General features: G+C 67.3%; 15 protein-coding genes. 11 read left to right on the top strand and 4 right to left on the bottom strand.

Going from position 1 to position 17902, the window contains the following annotated elements; all coding sequences use genetic code 11:
* Positions 1-271: 271 nt before the first annotated feature.
* Positions 272-2128 (top strand): alkyl/aryl-sulfatase, encoded by a 1857-nt coding sequence (locus tag GPX89_RS41945; protein WP_235949341.1) that lies wholly within the window; start codon positions 272-274, stop codon positions 2126-2128.
* 138 nt (positions 2129-2266) lie between these two features.
* Entirely contained in the window at positions 2267-3319 is a 1053-nt protein-coding gene (locus tag GPX89_RS41940) for an alpha/beta hydrolase (RefSeq protein ID WP_407939574.1), read from the top strand.
* On the opposite strand, the gene GPX89_RS41935 is transcribed toward GPX89_RS41940, so the two are convergent.
* On the bottom strand, positions 3320-4120 hold the full coding sequence (locus GPX89_RS41935; protein WP_157393345.1) for a DUF2127 domain-containing protein: 801 nt from the start codon (positions 4118-4120) through the stop codon (positions 3320-3322). It lies immediately after the preceding gene.
* Positions 4121-4507: 387 nt separating this feature from the next.
* Between GPX89_RS41935 and GPX89_RS41930 the strand changes: the two genes are divergently transcribed.
* Positions 4508-5404: a CPBP family intramembrane glutamic endopeptidase gene (locus tag GPX89_RS41930; protein WP_157393344.1), complete on the top strand. Its 897-nt coding sequence runs from the start codon at positions 4508-4510 to the stop codon at positions 5402-5404.
* Here the strand turns inward: GPX89_RS41930 and GPX89_RS41925 are convergent, their stop codons facing one another.
* Positions 5405-6544 (bottom strand): XRE family transcriptional regulator, encoded by a 1140-nt coding sequence (locus tag GPX89_RS41925; RefSeq protein WP_157393343.1) that lies wholly within the window; start codon positions 6542-6544, stop codon positions 5405-5407. It lies immediately after the preceding gene.
* 244 nt (positions 6545-6788) lie between these two features.
* On the opposite strand from GPX89_RS41925, the gene GPX89_RS41920 reads away from it, so the two are divergent.
* The gene (locus GPX89_RS41920) at positions 6789-7094 is read left to right on the top strand and encodes a hypothetical protein (RefSeq protein ID WP_328602941.1); all 306 of its coding nucleotides are present in this window, start codon (positions 6789-6791) and stop codon (positions 7092-7094) included.
* 134 nt (positions 7095-7228) lie between these two features.
* Here GPX89_RS41920 and GPX89_RS41915 read toward each other — a convergent pair whose 3' ends face one another.
* Positions 7229-8122, bottom strand: coding sequence for a PAC2 family protein (locus GPX89_RS41915; RefSeq protein WP_328602940.1), 894 nt, complete (start codon positions 8120-8122; stop codon positions 7229-7231).
* A 241-nt stretch (positions 8123-8363) separates the two neighbouring features.
* Between GPX89_RS41915 and metH the strand changes: the two genes are divergently transcribed.
* The 4 genes from metH to GPX89_RS41895 all read left to right on the top strand — a co-directional run bounded on the left by metH (position 8364) and on the right by GPX89_RS41895 (position 14888).
* The gene (gene metH, locus GPX89_RS41910; protein ID WP_157393342.1) at positions 8364-11942 is read left to right on the top strand and encodes a methionine synthase; all 3579 of its coding nucleotides are present in this window, start codon (positions 8364-8366) and stop codon (positions 11940-11942) included.
* Between the two features lie 78 nt (positions 11943-12020).
* On the top strand, positions 12021-13721 hold the full coding sequence (locus GPX89_RS41905; RefSeq protein ID WP_157393341.1) for a serine/threonine-protein kinase: 1701 nt from the start codon (positions 12021-12023) through the stop codon (positions 13719-13721).
* 77 nt (positions 13722-13798) lie between these two features.
* Positions 13799-14473, top strand: coding sequence for an HAD family hydrolase (locus GPX89_RS41900; RefSeq protein ID WP_328602939.1), 675 nt, complete (start codon positions 13799-13801; stop codon positions 14471-14473).
* Positions 14474-14528: 55 nt separating this feature from the next.
* On the top strand, positions 14529-14888 hold the full coding sequence (locus tag GPX89_RS41895; RefSeq protein ID WP_157393340.1) for an MmcQ/YjbR family DNA-binding protein: 360 nt from the start codon (positions 14529-14531) through the stop codon (positions 14886-14888).
* Positions 14889-14962: 74 nt separating this feature from the next.
* Here GPX89_RS41895 and GPX89_RS41890 read toward each other — a convergent pair whose 3' ends face one another.
* Positions 14963-16087 carry an epoxide hydrolase family protein gene (locus GPX89_RS41890; RefSeq protein WP_157393339.1) on the bottom strand — a complete coding sequence of 375 codons (1125 nt, stop codon included), beginning with the start codon at positions 16085-16087 and terminating at the stop codon, positions 14963-14965.
* A 116-nt stretch (positions 16088-16203) separates the two neighbouring features.
* On the opposite strand from GPX89_RS41890, the gene GPX89_RS41885 reads away from it, so the two are divergent.
* The 3 genes from GPX89_RS41885 (at position 16204) to GPX89_RS41875 (ending at position 17863) form a co-directional block, all read left to right on the top strand.
* Complete coding sequence (locus tag GPX89_RS41885) at positions 16204-17157, top strand: helix-turn-helix transcriptional regulator (RefSeq protein WP_157393338.1); 954 nt, start codon at positions 16204-16206, stop codon at positions 17155-17157.
* 75 nt (positions 17158-17232) lie between these two features.
* A complete protein-coding gene (locus tag GPX89_RS41880) occupies positions 17233-17517 on the top strand; it encodes a hypothetical protein (RefSeq protein ID WP_157393337.1) in 285 nt (94 codons plus the stop codon).
* A complete protein-coding gene (locus GPX89_RS41875; RefSeq protein ID WP_157393336.1) occupies positions 17510-17863 on the top strand; it encodes a hypothetical protein in 354 nt (117 codons plus the stop codon). The genes GPX89_RS41880 and GPX89_RS41875 overlap by 8 nt, the downstream gene beginning before the upstream one ends.
* Positions 17864-17902 lie beyond the last annotated feature (39 nt).

Genomic DNA, 17902 nt, shown 5'->3' with positions numbered 1-17902 from the left:
TCGGCTATCGGTGCTGTCGTTCACACCGCACGTAGGAGACAGGAGAGCCCTCATGACCGACGAAGACCTCACGAACAACGGGGACAACCGCAGGCCCGGTGGGTTCCAGGTGTCCCGGCGCGGGGTGTTCGGAGTGGGTGCGGCCGCGCTGGCGGCCGTCGGAGTGGGCGCCGCGGTCGCCGGATGCGACAGCGATTCCGACAACGGCTCGGCCGCGGAGAAGTCCACCAAGGATCCGGTCGACCCCAGCGGTCACATCGTCGACCAGCAGATGCAGGCGCAATCCTCGTTGCCGTTCGACGACAAGCAGGACTTCACCGACATCGACAAGGGCTTCATCGCCGAGCTCGAGCCCGATACCATCAAAGACGCCAATGGAAAGGTCGTGTGGGACAACGACTCCTACGGCTTCATCCAGGGCAGCTGCCCCAACTCGGTGCACCCCTCGCTGTGGCGGCAGTCCCAGCTGGTGGTGAAACAGGGCCTCTACGAAGTGGTTCCGGGCATCTACCAGATCCGCGGCCTGGACCTGTCGAACATGACCATCGTCGAGGGCAGGACCGGGATCATCGTCATCGATCCGCTCATCTCCACCGAGACCGCCAAGGCCGGGCTCGACCTCTACCGCGCGCACCGCGGCGACAAGCCGGTCACCGCCATGATCTACACCCATTGCCACGTCGACCATTTCGGCGGCGCCATGGGTGTCATCACCGCCGAGGACGCCGCCTCCGGCCGAGTCCCGGTCTACGCGCCGCAGGGTTTCACCGAGCACGCGGTCGAGGAGAACATCTACGCGGGCACCGCCATGGGCCGCCGCGCCGCCTACATGTACGGCGCTGCCCTGCCGCGCGGGGAGAAGGGGCAGGTCGGCGCGGGCCTGGGCATGACCACCTCGATCGGCACCGTCAGCCTCATCCCGCCCACCCGCGACATCACCCGCACCGGTCAGGAGGAGACCATCGACGGGGTCCGGGTCATCTTCCAGGTGACGCCGGGCACCGAGGCCCCGGCCGAGATGAACTTCTACTTCCCCGACTTCAAGTCGATGTGCATGGCCGAGAACGCCACCCACACCCTGCACAACCTGCTCACCCTGCGCGGCGCGCTGGTGCGTGACGCGCACGTGTGGGCGCAGTACCTGACCGAGACCATCAACATGTTCTCCGGCCAGTACGAGACCGCCTTCGCCTCGCACCACTGGCCCATGTGGGGCGCGGACAAGGTCACCGAATGGCTGTCGCTGCAACGCGATACCTACGCCTACCTGCACGACCAGACCCTGCGCATGCTCAATCAGGGCTCCACCGGCATCGAGATCGCCGAGATGATCCAGATGCCGCCGGCCATCGAGCAGAAGTGGTACAACCACGGCTACTACGGCTCGGTCAGTCACGACGTGAAGGCCATCTATCAGCGCTACATGGGCTGGTTCGACGGCAACCCCGCGCACCTGTGGGAGCATCCGCCGGTCGAATCCGGCAAGCGGCACGTGGACGCGATGGGCGGCGCGAACGGCGTGCTGAAGGTGGCCCGCAAGGCCTACTCCGACGGCGACTACCGTTGGTGCGTCCAGGTTCTCAACTATCTGATCTTCGCCGACCCGAACAACGAGAAGGCGAAGATGTTGCAGGCCAGCGCCTTCGAGCAGCTCGCCTACGGCTCCGAGAACGCCACCTGGCGCAACTTCTACCTCTCGGGCGCCTACGAGCTGCGCAACGGCAACTTCGGGACGCCGACCAAGGCCAACTCGCCCACCATGATCGCGGCCCTGAGCGTGGACCAGGTCTTCGATTCCGCGGCGTTCCTGATCAACGGCCCCAAGGCATGGGATCTGCACCTGGTCAACGACTGGGTGATCACCGACCAGAACCAGACCTACCGCACCGAGCTGCGCAATGGCGTGCTGATCCACTATGTGATCCCGGCCGATTTCAAGGGCCCGGCGCCGGATGCCACCTTCACCCTGTCGCGGCTGGAGCTGATCGCGACCATGACGGGAGCGAAGGACATCATCAAGGAGATCCAGTCCGGCGCGATCAGGGTCAGCGGCGATCCGACCAAGCTCGCACAGCTGAAGAATGTCATGGACAAGCCCGACCCCGGCTTCAACATCGTCACGCCGTAGTCGCCGGGTGTGGGTCGTCGCGGCGTGACGGGAGTTACCGGGGGCGTCACGCCGCGACGAATATGAATAGTTGTCCGGGTTACAGCGAAGTTCTTATGGCAGAGTCGCTCCCAGTGTTGGTGGAGAGTGGGAGTGGCTGTGCGGGATCGAGTGCGCAACGCGGTGTTCGTCGGGTGGTTGGCGGTCGCGGCCGCGGTGCCGGTCGCGGCACATGCCGGGCCGGGGGATCCGGTCACCGACATCGGCGGGCCGGGCAATGACGCGGTGAGTACGGACCAGTCCAGGATCGCCTCCATCACGGCGGTCGACGACCGCAACCTTGCGCTCGAGGTGTACTCGGCGGCCATGGGAAAAACGGTGCATCTGGATGTGCTGCGGCCCGCTGACACCTCACGGCCCCGGCCGACCCTGTACCTGTTCAACGGCACCAATGCCGGACTCGACGTCAAGGCGTGGAAGACGCAGGTGCCGGAGGTCTTCGACTTCCTCGGCAGCAAGGACATCAATGTCGTGGTGCCCGTCGGCGGCCTCGCCAGCTACTACACCGATTGGCGCGCACCGGATCCCGTGCTCGGGGTCAACAAGTGGAAGACGTTCTTCACCGAGGAGCTGCCGCCCCTGATCGACGCGGCGCTGAACACCAACGGCGTCAATGCCATTGCGGCGGTGTCGATGTCGGCGACCCCGGCGCTGAACCTGGCCATCGCCAAACCCGGATTGTTCCGGGCCGCGGCCACTTACAGCGGATGCGTCCAGACCAGCGACCCGGTCGGCCAGTCCTTCGCGCGCATCGTGGTGGCCAGTGAAGGCGGCGACGCCACCAATATGTACGGTCCGCCCGGCGACCCGCTGTGGGCCGAGAACGACCCGTACCTGCACGCCGAGCAGCTGCGCGGACTCGAGCTGTTCATCTCCTCCGGCAACGGCCTGCCCGGCCAATACGACGTCGTGGACGGGCGATTCGCCGAAGACCCGGGGGTGGCGGGCTTCGTCGTGGACGAGGTCTACAACGGCACCATCGAGGCCGCCACCGGCTACTGCACCCGCAATCTGGCCGCTCGCCTGGCCGAACTCGGCATTCCGGCCACGGTCGACCTGCCGCCCAACGGCACCCACTCCTGGGGTGTGTTCCGCGACGAGCTGTACAAATCGTGGCCGGTGCTGGCGAAGGGGTTGGGGCTGCCCGCCTGATCAGTGCGGGCGGTGGGTGGCGATCCGGACGGTCTTCTCCTCGGCCTGGGCGGCCACCGCGGCCCGCTCGACGGTCATCAGACTCTCGGAGTGGTGTTCGGCGTAGTACTTCGCCGCGCCACCGTTGATACCGAAAAGCCGCTTGCTCCAGAGCAACCAGACCACGGCCGCCACATTGATCAGCAGCGCGCCCGCCCGCAGCACGGTCACCTTCTCGGTGAGCTCGTAGATCTCGAGCGGCAGGAAGATCGACGTGGCGATGACCGCGAAGTACTCACCCCACCGCTTGACCATCCACAGACCCACGGCCTCGATGAGTTCGATTGCGGCATAGGCGAACAACCCGACCGCCACCCACACCAGCACGTGGGGCGACAGGGTGAACGCCTTGTCGATCCCGCGAATGATCTTCGAATGATCGGGATTGAACCCGATCTGATCCGCGAGCTGCCGGATCAGCGGAAGATCCTTGTCCCAGTTCGACTTCCAATGCTCCCGCGAACTGCGCAGCTTCAGCACCCCCGCGCCCAGCAGAATGAACACGATGCCGCGAATGACCCGCTCGGCGGCCAGCAACCGCATGATGATCCGGTCGCGCAGCAGATGCCCGCGCGGCACCTCAGGCGCGTCGTCCGCGGGCCCGGTCCGCCGCGGCTCACCCGGCACGAAATCCCCGCACCGCAGGCAGCGCCACGACTCCCCGGCCGGGGTGGTGACGTGGAGGCGTGCCGCGAGCTCCGGCTCGACGGGGGCGTAGGTCTCGTGCCCTCGGGCAGCGCAGGTCCACAGACTGAAGTCCATGCGCGTGAGCGTAACCGCCCGCCGCCCCTCGCGCTGCCACGACCTGGGATCATGAACCCTCTCGCACAGTCCAGAGCCCCGAGAAGCGCACCTCCCGCCGCTCCCGCGGGGTCCGAACGTCGGAGGAGCGCAACGCCTGCCGTGCGTCGGGTGGGCGCGACCTTATGAAGATCGGGTCGCGGTGCTCACGGTTTCCTTATATACGCCGTCAACACTGTCGCCATGGGCTCAGCAGTGAATTCGGAGGGGCGGTCGTATTGGCGGTCGCGGCTCGGGCTTGCGCGGACCGAGCCCGAATCGGGCGCGTTCGAGGTGAACCCTGCCGTGTGCGAGCCGGTAGGCGGGACCGGGGATACTGCCGGAGACGTGACTCGGCGAAGGGATGGGATGTCGCAGGCGGACGGTGAGCGAGTGGCGGTGGTCGAACGGTCGGTCGCCGTGGGGCGACGTGGCCGGGCCGTGCGGGCTGTCGTGGCGTGTGCGGTGGTCGCGGTCTATGTCGTGCTCGGCTTCGTTCTGCATCTGGGTGTGAATGCCTATCTGCTGCTGGGGATTCCGTTCACACTGTTGTTTCCCCTGGTTCTGCACCGGCGGCCGGTCCGGGAGCTGTGGGTGCGGCGGGCATCACCGCCGGTCGATCGGTGGACGCCAGTGCAAGTGGACCGGTGGGTCTGGGTGATGTTCGCGGTCCTGGCCGTGGTGCCGGTGCGGGGGCTGTCGCGGCTGCTGACCGATACCGAGACCGCCTGGCAGTGGTCGGAAATCGGTTACTCGGCTGCCACCATCGGCGGAGCGTTCGCGCTGGCGTGGGCGTTGCGAGGTTTGGGTCGCGCTGGAGCGCGCAGGCTGGCGGCCTGCCTGGCGACGGCGGGACTGATCGGCGTGAGCACGGTCGTCGGCGGCTTTCTGCTCAGCGGGCAGGGTGCGCCGAGCCCGGCGCCATGGGCGAGTCTGCGTCTGGGGCTGGAGTCGCTGCTGATGTATGTCCCGGTGGTCTTCGTCCTCGAGGAGGTCTTCTTCCGCGGGGCGCTGGATTCTTATCTGCACCGTGACGGTGAGCCGGGCGGATTGTGGAGCGCGGCACTCGTTTCGGCCCTGTGGGGCCTGTGGCATCTTCCGGTCGCCGGTGTCCCGATCACCGGGGGAGTGGTGGCCGGACTGCTCGCCTTCCAGATCCCGGTCGGTATGTTCCTATCGCTGTGGTGGCGGCGCAGCGGCAATCTGGCCGTACCCGGAATCACCCACGCCGTCATCGATTCCGTGCGCAACGGCCTCGGTGTCTGATCAGCCCGCCGCCAGCGCGCGCAGCTGATCCAGATACGACCGGGTGCGCGGATCGCCGGGGAAACGCTCGATCATCTCCCGTGCGGTCTCGCCCGCGATCCACATGAGCGAGGGCAGTGAGCGCCGCTTGCCGGCGAAGGCCTGCAGACCCTCGTCCAGTGCTAACTCCAGATTGCGATCGCGCACCGCGACCACCGCGAGGGTCAGGTGCGCCTCCGATACCCGCATGGGTTTGCGGATGCTGCCGTCGGGCCGGGTCGAGGTCAGGATGACCTGGCGGGCAAAGCTTTCCGCCAGCCGATCGTCCCCGGCAACCCGGCAGCAGTCCATGGCGTAGAAGTCGAACTTCTGCGGGTCGACCACGAAATGGTTATCCAGATTGGACGGGTGCTCGATGGTATCCAGAATCGAACGGCCCTGCGCGAGGGCCTTTTCCACCTCGCGCCGATCGCCGATCCGCGCCCACGCCTTGGCGCGCTGGGCCGCCAGCTGAACGCCCACACCCAACCGGTCGGTTGTTGCATGCGCGGCCTCGGCCGTTTCGATCGCGCCCTTGTAGTTGGCCTGCGTCAACGCGAACCAAGCGGCCATTTCGGCTCCCCAGCCGATGATTTCGGCATGCTCGGCCTCCTGGCCCAGCGACAAGGCGGCGCGGCGGGTGGCCTCGGCGGCGGTGCGCCAGCCCAGGTCGTAATCAACGCAACCGACCAGTAGGGCAACCCATCCGGCGAGAACCAGCACCTCACGGTGCTGCGCGAGAGTCAGTCGACCGTCCAGCAGGGAGGTGATGCGGCGCAGCCACGCCGTGCCCTCGGCATGCAACTCGTGCGGATCCGCGCACGGATACTCCGAACAGAGCCGATCGGCGGTGATGCGAATGGCATCGAGCGTCGAAGCCGACACATCGGACATCCGCAGTCGCCCAATGAATTCCAGCGTGTCCATCCCGGTCGCCGAGAGCATCTCGTCGTCGCGATTGGGCCGTGACTTGGGGAAGAAGGCCGCGGTCACCGTGTCGAAGGCCGCCGCGATGATCGGGGCGTAGAAGTCGTCGGGCCGGGATTCCCCGGACTCCCAACGCCGCCAATTGCGCAGCAGGGTGCTGTCGGTCGGCAGATTGTGACTCGACTTGGCCCGCATGGCCCGTACCGCATCGGCTTGTGACCACCCCCGAGCATCACGTTCGGCACGCATTCGGACAGCCCAGACAGGTCGATCGTCACCGGCGGACACGCTCTGTAGTATCTCACCAGTTAACGTCTGATGGACCCGGATAGGGCATCTGGATGTCAGTGGGTTGACATCTGCAATTGCATTCGCGAGAACGCCAAGCTGTTTACAGGGCACACTTCATGACAGCGATCCCAATCCAACGGAGGTTCGGGTGGAAGCGTTGATCTATGGGTACGTGCGTGACGATCTGACCGATGGCCACAGCGAAGACGTGGAGAACGCCATGTGCGGCCTCGCTCAGTCTGCCGGTCTCTGTTTCGCCGCCACGTTCCATGAATCGACCCCCGGCGATGGCACCGCGTTTGCGGAACTGACCGCCGAACTCAAGCGGGCCGACGCCCACCACGTGGTGGTGCCGTCACTCGATCACCTTGCGGGCCAGACCATTCCGCGCGACATTCTCATCGCGAAGCTGGCGCACGAGGCTTCCGCCCAAGTCTGGACCGTCGAGCACTAGCTCGGCATCGGTTCGCAACACCGCAGCTCCGGCTCGAAATCACTGCCGCACCCGCGTCGAGAACGCGGGTGCGGCACTGGTTTTCGGGTTATTTCGGGACATTCACCCTGAAACGGGCATAGCGGGACGACGGGTCAGAGGCCGAAACCGCCGCGGCCGCGTCGGCGCAGGTACTTCTCGAACTCCGCCGCGATGGCGTCGCCGTCGATCTTGGCCATGGCGTCGTTGATGTCGACCTCGGCGTCACCGCGCTCCTCGAGCGAGCGCACGTACTCGGCGATCTCCTCGTCGCCCGCGGTCATCTCGTTGACCGCGCTCTCCCACTCCTCGGCCTGCTCGGGCAGCCCGCCGAGCGGCACCTCGACATCGAGCACGTCCTCGACCCGGTGCAGCAGCGCGATGATCGCCTTCGGGTTCGGCGGCTGGGACACGTAGTGCGGCACCGCAGCCCAGAAGGAAATGGCCGGGACGCCCGCGCGCACGCACGCGTCCTGCAGCACTCCGGTAATACCGGTCGGTCCCTCGTAGCGGGTCTGCTCCAGGTTGAAGCGCTCCGCGGCTTCCTTGCTGTAAGCGGTGCCGGTCACCGGAACCGGTCGCGTATGCGGGGTATCCGCCAGCAGCGCACCGAGGATGACCACCGTGGTCACCCCGAGCTGCTCGACGAACTCGAGGATGTCATTGCAGAAGCTGCGCCACCGCATATTCGGCTCGACCCCGCGCAGCAGCACGACATCCCGCTCACTACCCGGAGGCGAGCACACCGACAACATGGCCGAGGGCCACTGGATCTCGCGGGTCACCCCGTCAACCTGGCGCACCGTCGGCCGGTTGACCTGATAGTCGTAGTAGTCCTCGGAGTCGAGCTCGGCCAGCGGCTGCGCGTCCCAGATCAGTTCCAGATGCTCGACCGCGCCACTGGCGGCGTCGGCGGCATCGTTCCAGCCTTCGAAGGCGGCCACGAGCACCGGATCCCGCAGCGTAGGCAGGTCCGATTCGGGTGGCACCGGGGATTCACTGGCGTTCACCCGGTCAGCCTACGGTGTAGGTCGAACGCATGTGCATGCGACGCACGGAGTTCAGTAGCCCTACGCTGCGCTCCGGGCGGGTTCGCGGCCCCGAAGTCTCGATTCTTCCCTCCCTCCGCTCCTCCGCTTCGCTCCCCCGCTCCACTCAGTCCAGAATCGAGACGGCCGCGAACCTGCTCGTCGAGGCACCATGGTCAGACCGACGCGGGGATTGTCCGGGGTTCCCACTACTCTTGGGTACATGTCTGTACGCAGCCGCGCCGAATTCGACACCACCCTTTTGGACACGCTCAGGCGGCGTGTCGTGATCGGGGACGGTGCGATGGGCACGATGCTGCAGGCCGCGGATCTCACTCTGGATGATTTCCGTGGCCTCGAGGGATGCAACGAGATCCTCAACGAAACCCGGCCCGACGTGCTCCGGCACATCCACCGGGCCTATTTCGAGGCCGGTGCGGACGCCGTCGAGACCAATACCTTCGGGTGCAACCTGCCCAACCTGGCCGATTACGACATCGCGGATCGGATCCGGGATCTGTCGGAGCGGGGTACGCGCCTGGCGCGGGAGGTCGCCGACGAGATGGGGCCGTCCGCGGACGGGACTCCCCGGTATGTGCTGGGGTCCATGGGTCCGGGCACCAAGCTGCCGACGCTCGGGCACGCTCCTTATGTCTCTCTGCGCGACGCCTACACCGAGGCCGCGCTCGGCATGCTCGACGGTGGCGCCGACGCCATCCTGATCGAGACCTGCCAGGACCTGCTGCAGGTCAAGGCCGCGGTCACGGGCAGCCACAACGCCATGGCCAAGGCCGGCCGCCGAATTCCGATCATCACCCACGTGACCATGGAGACCACCGGCACCATGCTGGTCGGCTCCGAGATCGGCGCGGCGCTCACCGCGCTCGAGAAGCTCGGCATCGACATGATCGGGTTGAACTGCGCCACCGGCCCGGCCGAGATGAGCGAGCACCTGCGTCATCTGTCCAAGCACGCGCAGCTGCCGGTGTCGGTGATGCCGAACGCCGGTCTGCCGATCCTGGGCGCGAAGGGCGCGGAATACCCGCTCACCCCGGAGGAACTGGCGGTCGCCATGACCCAGTTCGTCTCCGAGTTCGGACTCTCGCTGGTCGGCGGCTGCTGCGGCACCACTCCCGAGCACATCCGGCAGGTGGCCGAAGCGGTGCGCGAGGTCGAGCAGGCCGAGCGCAATCCCGTGCACGAGCCGAGCGTCTCGTCGATGTACAGCTCGGTGCCCTTCGAGCAGGACTCGTCGATCCTGATGATCGGTGAACGCACGAATGCCAACGGCTCCAAGGCCTTCCGTGAGGCCATGCTGGCCGGCGACTGGCAGAAGTGCCTCGACATCGCCAAGGATCAGACCCGCGACGGCGCGCACATGCTGGACCTGTGCGTGGACTACGTGGGCCGCGACGGCGCGATCGACATGTCGGAGCTGGCCTCGCGGCTGGCGACGGCGTCCACGCTGCCGATCATGCTGGACTCCACCGAATTGCCGGTGCTGCAGGCCGGTTTGGAGCACCTGGGCGGCCGCTGCGCGGTCAACTCGGTGAACTACGAGGACGGTGCGGGGCCGGATTCACGGTTCCAGAAGACCATGGCGCTGGTCGCCGAACACGGTGCGGCCGTGGTCGCCCTGACCATCGACGAAGAGGGTCAGGCGCGCACCGCCGAGCACAAGGTGGCGATCGCCGAACGCCTCATCGAGGACATCACCACCAACTGGGGACTCGAAGAGTCCGACATCATCATCGACACGCTGACCTTCACCCTCGGCACCGGCCAGGAGGAGTCGCGGCGCGACGGCATCGAAACCATCGAGGCCATCCGCGAACTCAAGAAGCGGCACCCGAATGTGCAGACCACGCTGGGGCTTTCGAATATCTCCTTCGGTCTGAACGCCGCCGCCCGGCAGGTCGTTAACTCGGTGTTCATGCACGAATGCGTTGAGGCGGGCCTGGATTCGGCCATCGTGCACGCGTCCAAGATCCTGCCCATGGCGCGGATCCCGGAAGAGCAGCGGCAGGTCGCGCTGGATCTGGTCTACGACCGGCGCACCGAGGACTACGACCCGCTGCAGAAGCTCATGCAACTGTTCGAAGGCGTGTCGGCGGCCTCCTCCAAGGCCTCCCGCGCCGAGGAGCTCGCCGCGCTGCCGCTGTTCGAACGCCTGGAACGGCGCATCGTCGACGGTGAGAAGGCCGGGCTGGACGCCGATCTCGACGAGGCCATGCAGCAGGTGCCGCCGCTGCAGATCATCAACGAGACACTGCTGTCCGGCATGAAAACCGTTGGCGAGCTGTTCGGTTCGGGCCAGATGCAGCTGCCGTTCGTGCTGCAGTCCGCCGAGACCATGAAGACCGCGGTCGCCTACCTCGAGCCGCACATGGAAGCGACCGACGACTCGGGCAAGGGCCGCATCGTGCTGGCCACCGTCAAGGGCGACGTGCACGACATCGGCAAGAACCTGGTCGACATCATCCTGTCCAACAACGGCTACGAGGTCGTGAACATCGGTATCAAGCAACCGATTTCGGCGATCCTGGACGCGGCGGTGGACAAGAAGGCCGATGTCATCGGCATGTCCGGGCTGCTGGTGAAGTCCACCGTGGTCATGAAGGAGAACCTCGAGGAGATGAACGGCCGCGGTGTGGCCGAGCAGTTCCCGGTCCTCCTCGGCGGTGCGGCGCTGACCCGCGCGTACGTGGAGAACGATCTCACCGCGGTCTACGACGGCGAAGTGCACTACGCGCGCGACGCCTTCGAGGGCCTGCGGCTCATGGACGAGATCATGACCGTCAAGCGCGGCGGCGGGCTGGACCCGAACTCGCCCGAGGCCATCGAGGCCCGCGCCAAGGCCGCCGAGCGCAAGGAACGTCACGAGCGCTCCAAGCGGATCGCCGAGCAGCGCAAGGCCGCCGAGGTGCCCGTCGAGGTGCCCGAGCGTTCGGACGTGGCCGCGAACCTGCCGGTGCCGACCCCGCCGTTCTGGGGCTCGCGCATCATCAAGGGCCTGTCGCTGGCCGAGTACTCGGGACTGCTCGACGAGCGTGCCCTGTTCCTGGGCCAGTGGGGCCTGCGCGGGCAGCGCGGCGTCGAGGGCAAGTCGTACGAGGACCTGGTGGAGACCGAAGGCCGTCCGCGCCTGCGGTATTGGCTGGACCGGCTGATCGCCGAGGGCGTGCTGCAGCATGCCGCGGTGGTCTACGGCTACTTCCCGGCCGTCTCCGAGGGCGATGATGTGATTGTTCTCACCGAACCGAAACCCGATGCGCCGGAACGCTTCCGGTTCACATTCCCGCGCCAGCAACGCGACCGGTTCCTCTGCATCGCCGATTTCATTCGCTCCCGCAAGGACGCGATCGAAACCGGTCAGGTGGATGTGATGCCGTTCCAGCTGGTCACCATGGGGCAGCCCATCGCCGATTTCGCGAATGTGCTGTTCGCCGAGGACAACTACCGCGATTACCTCGAGGTGCACGGCATCGGCGTGCAACTCACCGAGGCGCTCGCCGAGTTTTGGCACCGTCGCATCCGGGAAGAGCTCACACTGGAAGGGCATTCGGTCGCTGACGAGGATCCCGCCGATGTGCTGGATTACTTCAAACTCGGATACCGTGGCGCACGGTACTCGTTCGGTTATGGGGCCTGCCCGAACTTGGAGGATCGGGCCAAACTCGTTGAACTGCTGGATGCCGGTCGGATCGGCGTGATCCTGTCGGAGGAGTTGCAGCTGCATCCGGAGCAGTCGACGGATGCGTTCGTGCTCTTGCATCCGGAAGCCAAGTACTTCAACGCTTAATATTTTCAGAGGTTTCCGGGCTTTCGCGCAGAGTTGCAGGGTGCTCGGCGCGAAAGCTTGCAGGAGGGGCACAACCACATGAGCGCAGACCGGCTGATTGCGGGGCGGTACCGACTAACGGATCCGATCGGCACCGGTGCGATGGGGGTCGTGTGGCGCGCGACCGATGTGCGGCTGCGGCGCACCGTCGCGGTCAAGCAACTGCTGCTGACACCGGGGCTGACCCGATCGCAGGCCGTGGAGGCCAGGATGCGGGCGATGCGCGAGGGGCGCATCGCGGCGCGCCTGCATCACCCCAACGCCGTCACCGTGTTCGACGTGGCGGAGGAGGACGGCCAGCCCTGGCTCGTCATGGAATACGTCGACGCCCCGAGCCTGGCGGCGTTGATGCGGGAGAAGGGACGGCTCGAGCCGATCGAGGTCGCCCACATCGGCGCGAAGGTCGCCGAGGCGCTGGCCGCCGCCCACAAGGCCGGGATCGTGCACCGCGACGTCAAGCCCGCCAATATCCTGGTGGCCGACGACGGCACGGTGAAGATCACCGACTTCGGCATCTCGCGGGCCACCGGCGACGTCACCGTCACCTCGACCGGGTTCCTGGCGGGCACGCCCGCCTACCTGTCGCCGGAGGTGGCGCGCGGGGAGAACCCGGAACCGGCCTCGGACGTATTCGCGCTGGGCTCAACGCTTTACGCGGCGGTGGAGGGAAAACCGCCGTTCGGTGAGGGGGACAACCCCCTCGCGGTGCTGCACTCGGTGGCGCGCGCGCAGGTGCCGCGCCCGGCGCACGCGGCCGCGCTCGCGCCGGTGCTGATGGATCTGCTGGCGGCCGAGGCGACCGACCGGCCGACCATGCCCCAGGCCGCCGAGCGGCTCCAGGCCGTGGCCGAGGGTCGCGCGCCCGCGGTTCCGATCCAGCCGACCAAGGTGCTGCCGCCGGTGGCCGCGGCCGCGGCCGTGGACAGTTCGGCGGCGACCACGGTGCTGTCGACCTCGCGCACCGGCCCCGCCGGCAATGCCGGGGACGCGACCGTGCACGTCGACATGAGCAAGGGCGGTGCCGCGGGGCGCGGCACGGTGCCGAACGTGCCGCCGCCCGGCGGCTTCGGCGGTGGGAAAACCGCTGGCGGGGAACGGAATCCGCGACAGCTGCTGCTGATCGCGGCGGGTGTGGTCGGAGCGCTGGTGCTGGCCGTCGTGATCGCGGTCGCGGTGAACAGCGGCGGCGGTGGCGGCGGCCAGACGCAGGCGGGCGGCAGCTCGGCGCCGGCGCCCGCGCCGGTGACCTCGGGGCCGGAGAACATCGGCCCCGCCGACGGCGGCACCCAGCAGCCGACACGTGAGGGTCAGGCCGGCGGGGCGACGCACGCGCCGACCACGACCACCACCCCGGCGCCCTCGTCGTCGGCGGCTCCGAGCTCCTCGGCGCGCCCGACCACCACGCCCCCGCCGTCGAGCACGCCGTTCGGTCCGCCCACCGCGGGCTCGGTGACCTCGTTCATCCAGAGCTACTACGGCATGCTGCCGGGCAATGTGAGCGGCGCGTGGTCGATGCTCTCGCCCGGTTACCAGTCCTCGACCGGTGGCTACAACAGTTACGCCTCGTTCTGGGGCGGGATCTCGTCGGTCAGTGTGGGTGCGGTCACTCCCAACGGTGACAACCGGGCCGTCGTCGCGCTCACCTATGTCTCCAAGAACGGACAGGTCAGCTCGGAGAACCGGTGGATCCAGGTCGATTCCTCGACCGGGCGTCTGCTGATCACCGCGTCCGGCGTCTGAGCGAACACCCCATTAAGCTGAACCGGCTCCACCTGCGGTGGGGCCGGTTCTCGGGTTTGTGGAAGGAGTGCGGGTCGGTGGCGCGGTTGGACGCGGTGTTGTGGGATATGGACGGGACGCTGCTGGACTCGGAGAAGCTCTGGGACATGGCATTGCGTGAGCTGGCGGGGGAGTACGGCCGCGAGCTGACCGACGAGGTGCGGCACGCGCTGATCGGGGCATCCGGGCCCAATGCGTTCCGGATCCTGTTCGACGGGTTGGGAATCGAGCACACCCCGGAGTCGGTCGCGCACGGGTCGGAGTGGATGGAGCGGCGGGTGACCGAGCTGTTCCACGGGCCGGTGCCGTGGCGGCCGGGTGCGCGCGAAGCCCTGGAAATGGTGCGGTCGGCGGGTTTGCCCATGGCGCTGGTGACGAATACGAAGAGGTCGCTGACCGAGTTCGGGCTCGACACCATCGGGCGGGAGTTCTTCGGGGCCACCGTGTGCGCCGATGAGGTGCCGCACGGCAAGCCCGCGCCGGATCTGTACCTGCGCGCGGCCGAACTGCTCGGGGTGGATCCGGGCAATGCGGTCGCCATCGAGGATTCGCCGACCGGATCGATCGCGGCGCAGGCCGCGGGATGCACGCTGCTGGTGGTGCCGTGCGAGGTGCCGGTGCCGGACGCGCCGGGGCGCACCTTCCGGGAGAGCCTGGTCGGTCTGACCATGGATCACCTGGGGGAACTGGTCCGCGAGCGCGCCGTCTCCTGACCGGCGGTTCCCATTCGTCCAAGGCGATCATCGCCGGATCGCCTAGCCTGCGGATATGGACAATCCGCTGGAGCGATTGCGTGGGGTGTGCGCCGCGCTACCGGAAGTGAGCGAGCGGCTCAGCCACGGCGAGCCCTGCTGGTTCGCGGGCGGTAAGAAGATGTTCGTCATGTTCGCCGACCATCACCACGACGATCGGCTCGGATTCTGGTGTGCCGCAGCGCCGGGCGTGCAGGAGGAACTGGTGGCGGGGGAGCCGGAGCGGTATTTCCGGCCGCCCTATGTGGGACATCGCGGGTGGCTGGGTGTCTACCTGGACGTCGCCGTCGACTGGATCGAGGTGGCCGAGCTCGTCGAGGACGCTTATCGGGTCGTCGCGTCGAAAAAGCTGGTGGCGGTACTGGATTCCCGATAGTCGACGACGCCGCGCAACCGGCCCGGCGGGATCGCCGGGCCGGTAACGGGATTCGTGAATCGACGCAGTGCTGATCAGTCCAGCGGGCCGAAGAAGGCGCGCAGGTCACCGGCCAGGTTGGCCGGATCCTCCATGGCCGGGAAGTGCAGGCCGCGTTCGAATTCGGTCCAGTGGGCGTCGGCGGGGGCGGGGACCACACGGCGGACCGTCTCGTCCGCGCCGAACACGGCGAAGCCCTGGGGGACAGCCGGGGGCGCGCCCCATTCGGTGGAGTGCGACTGGTCGTAGAGGGTGTGGGCGGCGCTCGCGCCGGAACCGGTGAACCAGTACAGGCTGACCGTGGTCAGCAACTGGTCGCGGTCGATGGGCAGATCGGTCCAGCTCTCGAACTTCTCGGCGATCCAGGCCAATTGGAGCAGCGGGGAATCCACCAGGCCGTAGCCGATGGTCTGCGGGCGGGAGTTCTGGATGGCGAGGTAGCCCGAGCCCTCACGGCGGAAGGCGTCCATCCGGTCCAGGATGACCTTGTCGACCGGGTCGTTGGGGTCCAGGCCCTCGGCCATACCCGGCAGGAAGGTGGCGACATTGGCGGCGGTCATCGGGTCGGTGACCACGTGCACGCCGGTCACGTGCTCGCCGTCCAGGGCCGCCACCAGTCCGGACACGCCGCCGCCGACATCGCCGCCGTGCACGCCGTAGCGGTCGTAGCCCAGGCGCGCCATGAGTTCGATCCAGGCGCGGGCGGTGCGGGCCATGGTCCAGCCGGTCGCGCCGAGCGGGGTGGACAGGGCGTAACCGGGGAGCGAGGGGGCGATCACGTGGAAGGCCTGACCGTCGGCCGGGTCGGTGAGAAGGGTGATCAGGCCCAGGAATTCGGCGACCGAGCTGGGAAAGCCGTGGGTGATGAGCAGCGGCTTCGCGTCCGGGCGGGCGGAGCGGACGTGCAGGAAGTGAATGTGCTGGCCGTCGATCTCGGTGGTGAACTGGGGGAAGGCGTTCAGCTTGGCTTCGGCCGCGCGCCAATCGAATTCGGTGTGCCAGTAGTCGGCGAGCTCGCGCAGGTTCGACTCGGGGATGCCGCGCTCCCAGCCGGTGCCGGGCAGCTGGGTGGCCCAGCGGGCGTGGGTCAGGCGGTCGTGCAGGTAATCCAGGTCGGACTGGGGGATCTCGAGGGTGAAGGGGCGAATCTCGCTGCTCATCAAGGTGTTCCGTTCACTAGGAAGAACTCTTCCGAGGCTCTTCATCTTGCGCTCCAGACCAAGGTATGAGCCATTGCGGAAAGGTTCGTTCCGCAATTCCGGAATACCATCGGACAATGTTGGAAACCTCCGCCCGCCTGCTGCGACTGCTGTCGCTGCTGCAATCCCGGCGCGACTGGACCGGGGCCGAACTGGCCGGCCGCCTCGACGTCACCCCGCGCACCATCCGCAAGGACATGGATCGGCTGCGCGAACTCGGCTATCCCGTGGAAGCCCGGCCGGGCGTGGACGGCGGCTACCGTCTCGGGGTCGGCGGGGCGCTGCCGCCGCTGTTGCTCGACGATGACGAAGCCGTGGCGGTGGCGGTCGGATTGCGCACCGCGGCGAGCGGTTCCATCCTCGGCATCGAGGAAACCTCGCTGCGGGCACTGACCAAACTCCAGCAGATCCTGCCGTCTCGGCTACGCCACCGCGTCAGCGCCTTCGAGAACGCGCTGCCGATTCCCATGCGCGGCCCGCGCGTCAGCCCCGACACCCTGACCGTCATCGCCGCGGCCTGCCGGGACCACGAACGTCTCCGCTTCGACTACGCCACCCACTCCGGCACCTCCTCCCGCCGCACGGTCGAGCCCTACCGCCTGGTCAACCACAACCAGCGTTGGTACCTGCTGGCCTGGGACCTCGACCGCGCCGACTGGCGCACCTTCCGCGTCGACCGCATGGACCCGCGCACCCCCGCCGGCCCCCGCTTCGCACCCCGCCCCCTCCCGCCGGACACCGACATCGCCTCCTTCGTCGAACGCGGAATAGGCCAGGCCCCCTGGCGCTTCCGCGCCCGCGTCACAGTCCACGCCTCCGCCGCCCACGTCCGCTCCCGCATCCCGATAGACATCGAGATCGAAGAACTCGCCCCCGCCCGCTGCGCCTTCACCCCCGGCTCCGACCATCCCGAAATGCTCGCCCTCTACCTGGGCCTGCTCGACGCGGACTTCGAAATCACCGATTCCCCGGAACTGATGGCCGCCCTCCGCACCTTGATCGCCCGCTACCAGCGCGCGGTCGCCGACTGACTCACATCTGGCGACTGCGCTTGTATAGCCGGAGATCCAGCTGACCTGGATGGTAATACCCGGTATTCTTGCCATGTGGCTATTGATTGGCACTACCGCTTCGCCTATCTGCTCGGCGTTGCAGGGGTCGACATCGACGATGTCGTCGATGCGCTCCTCGACTGGCTCGCCGGGCAGCAGCGGGTATGGCTGCGTTCCACCGATAGTCAGTACGTTGTCATGTGGATGCGCACTGCCAGCGGGAGACCGGTGGAAATCTTGGCGCGCATCGCTGGAAGCGACCTGTATCTGGTCGCGGGACGAGCATTGAGCGGTGACCGGCTCAACGAGTTCGAGAAATGGGAGAACACCGATGAGTGACATCCACGACCCCACCACTCCTGAAGAAGTCGACGACCTACTGGATCGGCTGGTGTTCACTGACGAACCGGTCGAGTTGCCCGTGGTGGTCGGCCAGGACGCCGATACCGCGCTCAAGCCGCGGTCGGTGAAGATGACCGACGACATGTATCGCCGTGCCGGAAATCGCGCGGTCAACCTTGGCATGTCTGTATCGGCCTACCTGCGTTCGTTGATCGAACGGGATCTCGTGCAGGTCGAGCACAAGGGCAGTCCGGTCGCGGAACTGTCCCGCATCGCCGCGGAACTCTTCCGCGCGGCGGCCGAGCTCGACCACACGGCGACCGAGCTCGGCCGCACGGCCTGAATGGCCGGTGCCGGGTCATCTCCGGACCATGTGAATTCT

It is taken from the genome of Nocardia terrae (assembly GCF_009760405.1).
GTDB classification, from domain to species: Bacteria; Actinomycetota; Actinomycetes; order Mycobacteriales; family Mycobacteriaceae; genus Nocardia; species Nocardia terrae.
This window is presented reverse-complemented; position numbering and strand designations above follow the sequence as displayed.

Excerpts from the sequence above, each read along its gene's own strand:
- GPX89_RS41925 (WP_157393343.1), bottom strand. The coding sequence starts at position 6,544 with ATGCGGGCCAAGTCGAGTCACAATCTGCCGACCGACAGCACCCTGCTG.
- GPX89_RS41945 (WP_235949341.1), top strand. The coding sequence starts at position 272 with ATGCAGGCGCAATCCTCGTTGCCGTTCGACGACAAGCAGGACTTCACC.
- GPX89_RS41905 (WP_157393341.1), top strand. The coding sequence starts at position 12,021 with ATGAGCGCAGACCGGCTGATTGCGGGGCGGTACCGACTAACGGATCCG.
- GPX89_RS41935 (WP_157393345.1), bottom strand. The coding sequence starts at position 4,120 with ATGGACTTCAGTCTGTGGACCTGCGCTGCCCGAGGGCACGAGACCTAC.
- GPX89_RS41890 (WP_157393339.1), bottom strand. The coding sequence starts at position 16,087 with ATGAGCAGCGAGATTCGCCCCTTCACCCTCGAGATCCCCCAGTCCGAC.
- GPX89_RS41875 (WP_157393336.1), top strand. The coding sequence starts at position 17,510 with ATGAGTGACATCCACGACCCCACCACTCCTGAAGAAGTCGACGACCTA.
- GPX89_RS41930 (WP_157393344.1), top strand. The coding sequence starts at position 4,508 with ATGTCGCAGGCGGACGGTGAGCGAGTGGCGGTGGTCGAACGGTCGGTC.
- GPX89_RS41895 (WP_157393340.1), top strand. The coding sequence starts at position 14,529 with ATGGACAATCCGCTGGAGCGATTGCGTGGGGTGTGCGCCGCGCTACCG.
- metH (WP_157393342.1), top strand. The coding sequence starts at position 8,364 with ATGTCTGTACGCAGCCGCGCCGAATTCGACACCACCCTTTTGGACACG.
- GPX89_RS41885 (WP_157393338.1), top strand. The coding sequence starts at position 16,204 with ATGTTGGAAACCTCCGCCCGCCTGCTGCGACTGCTGTCGCTGCTGCAA.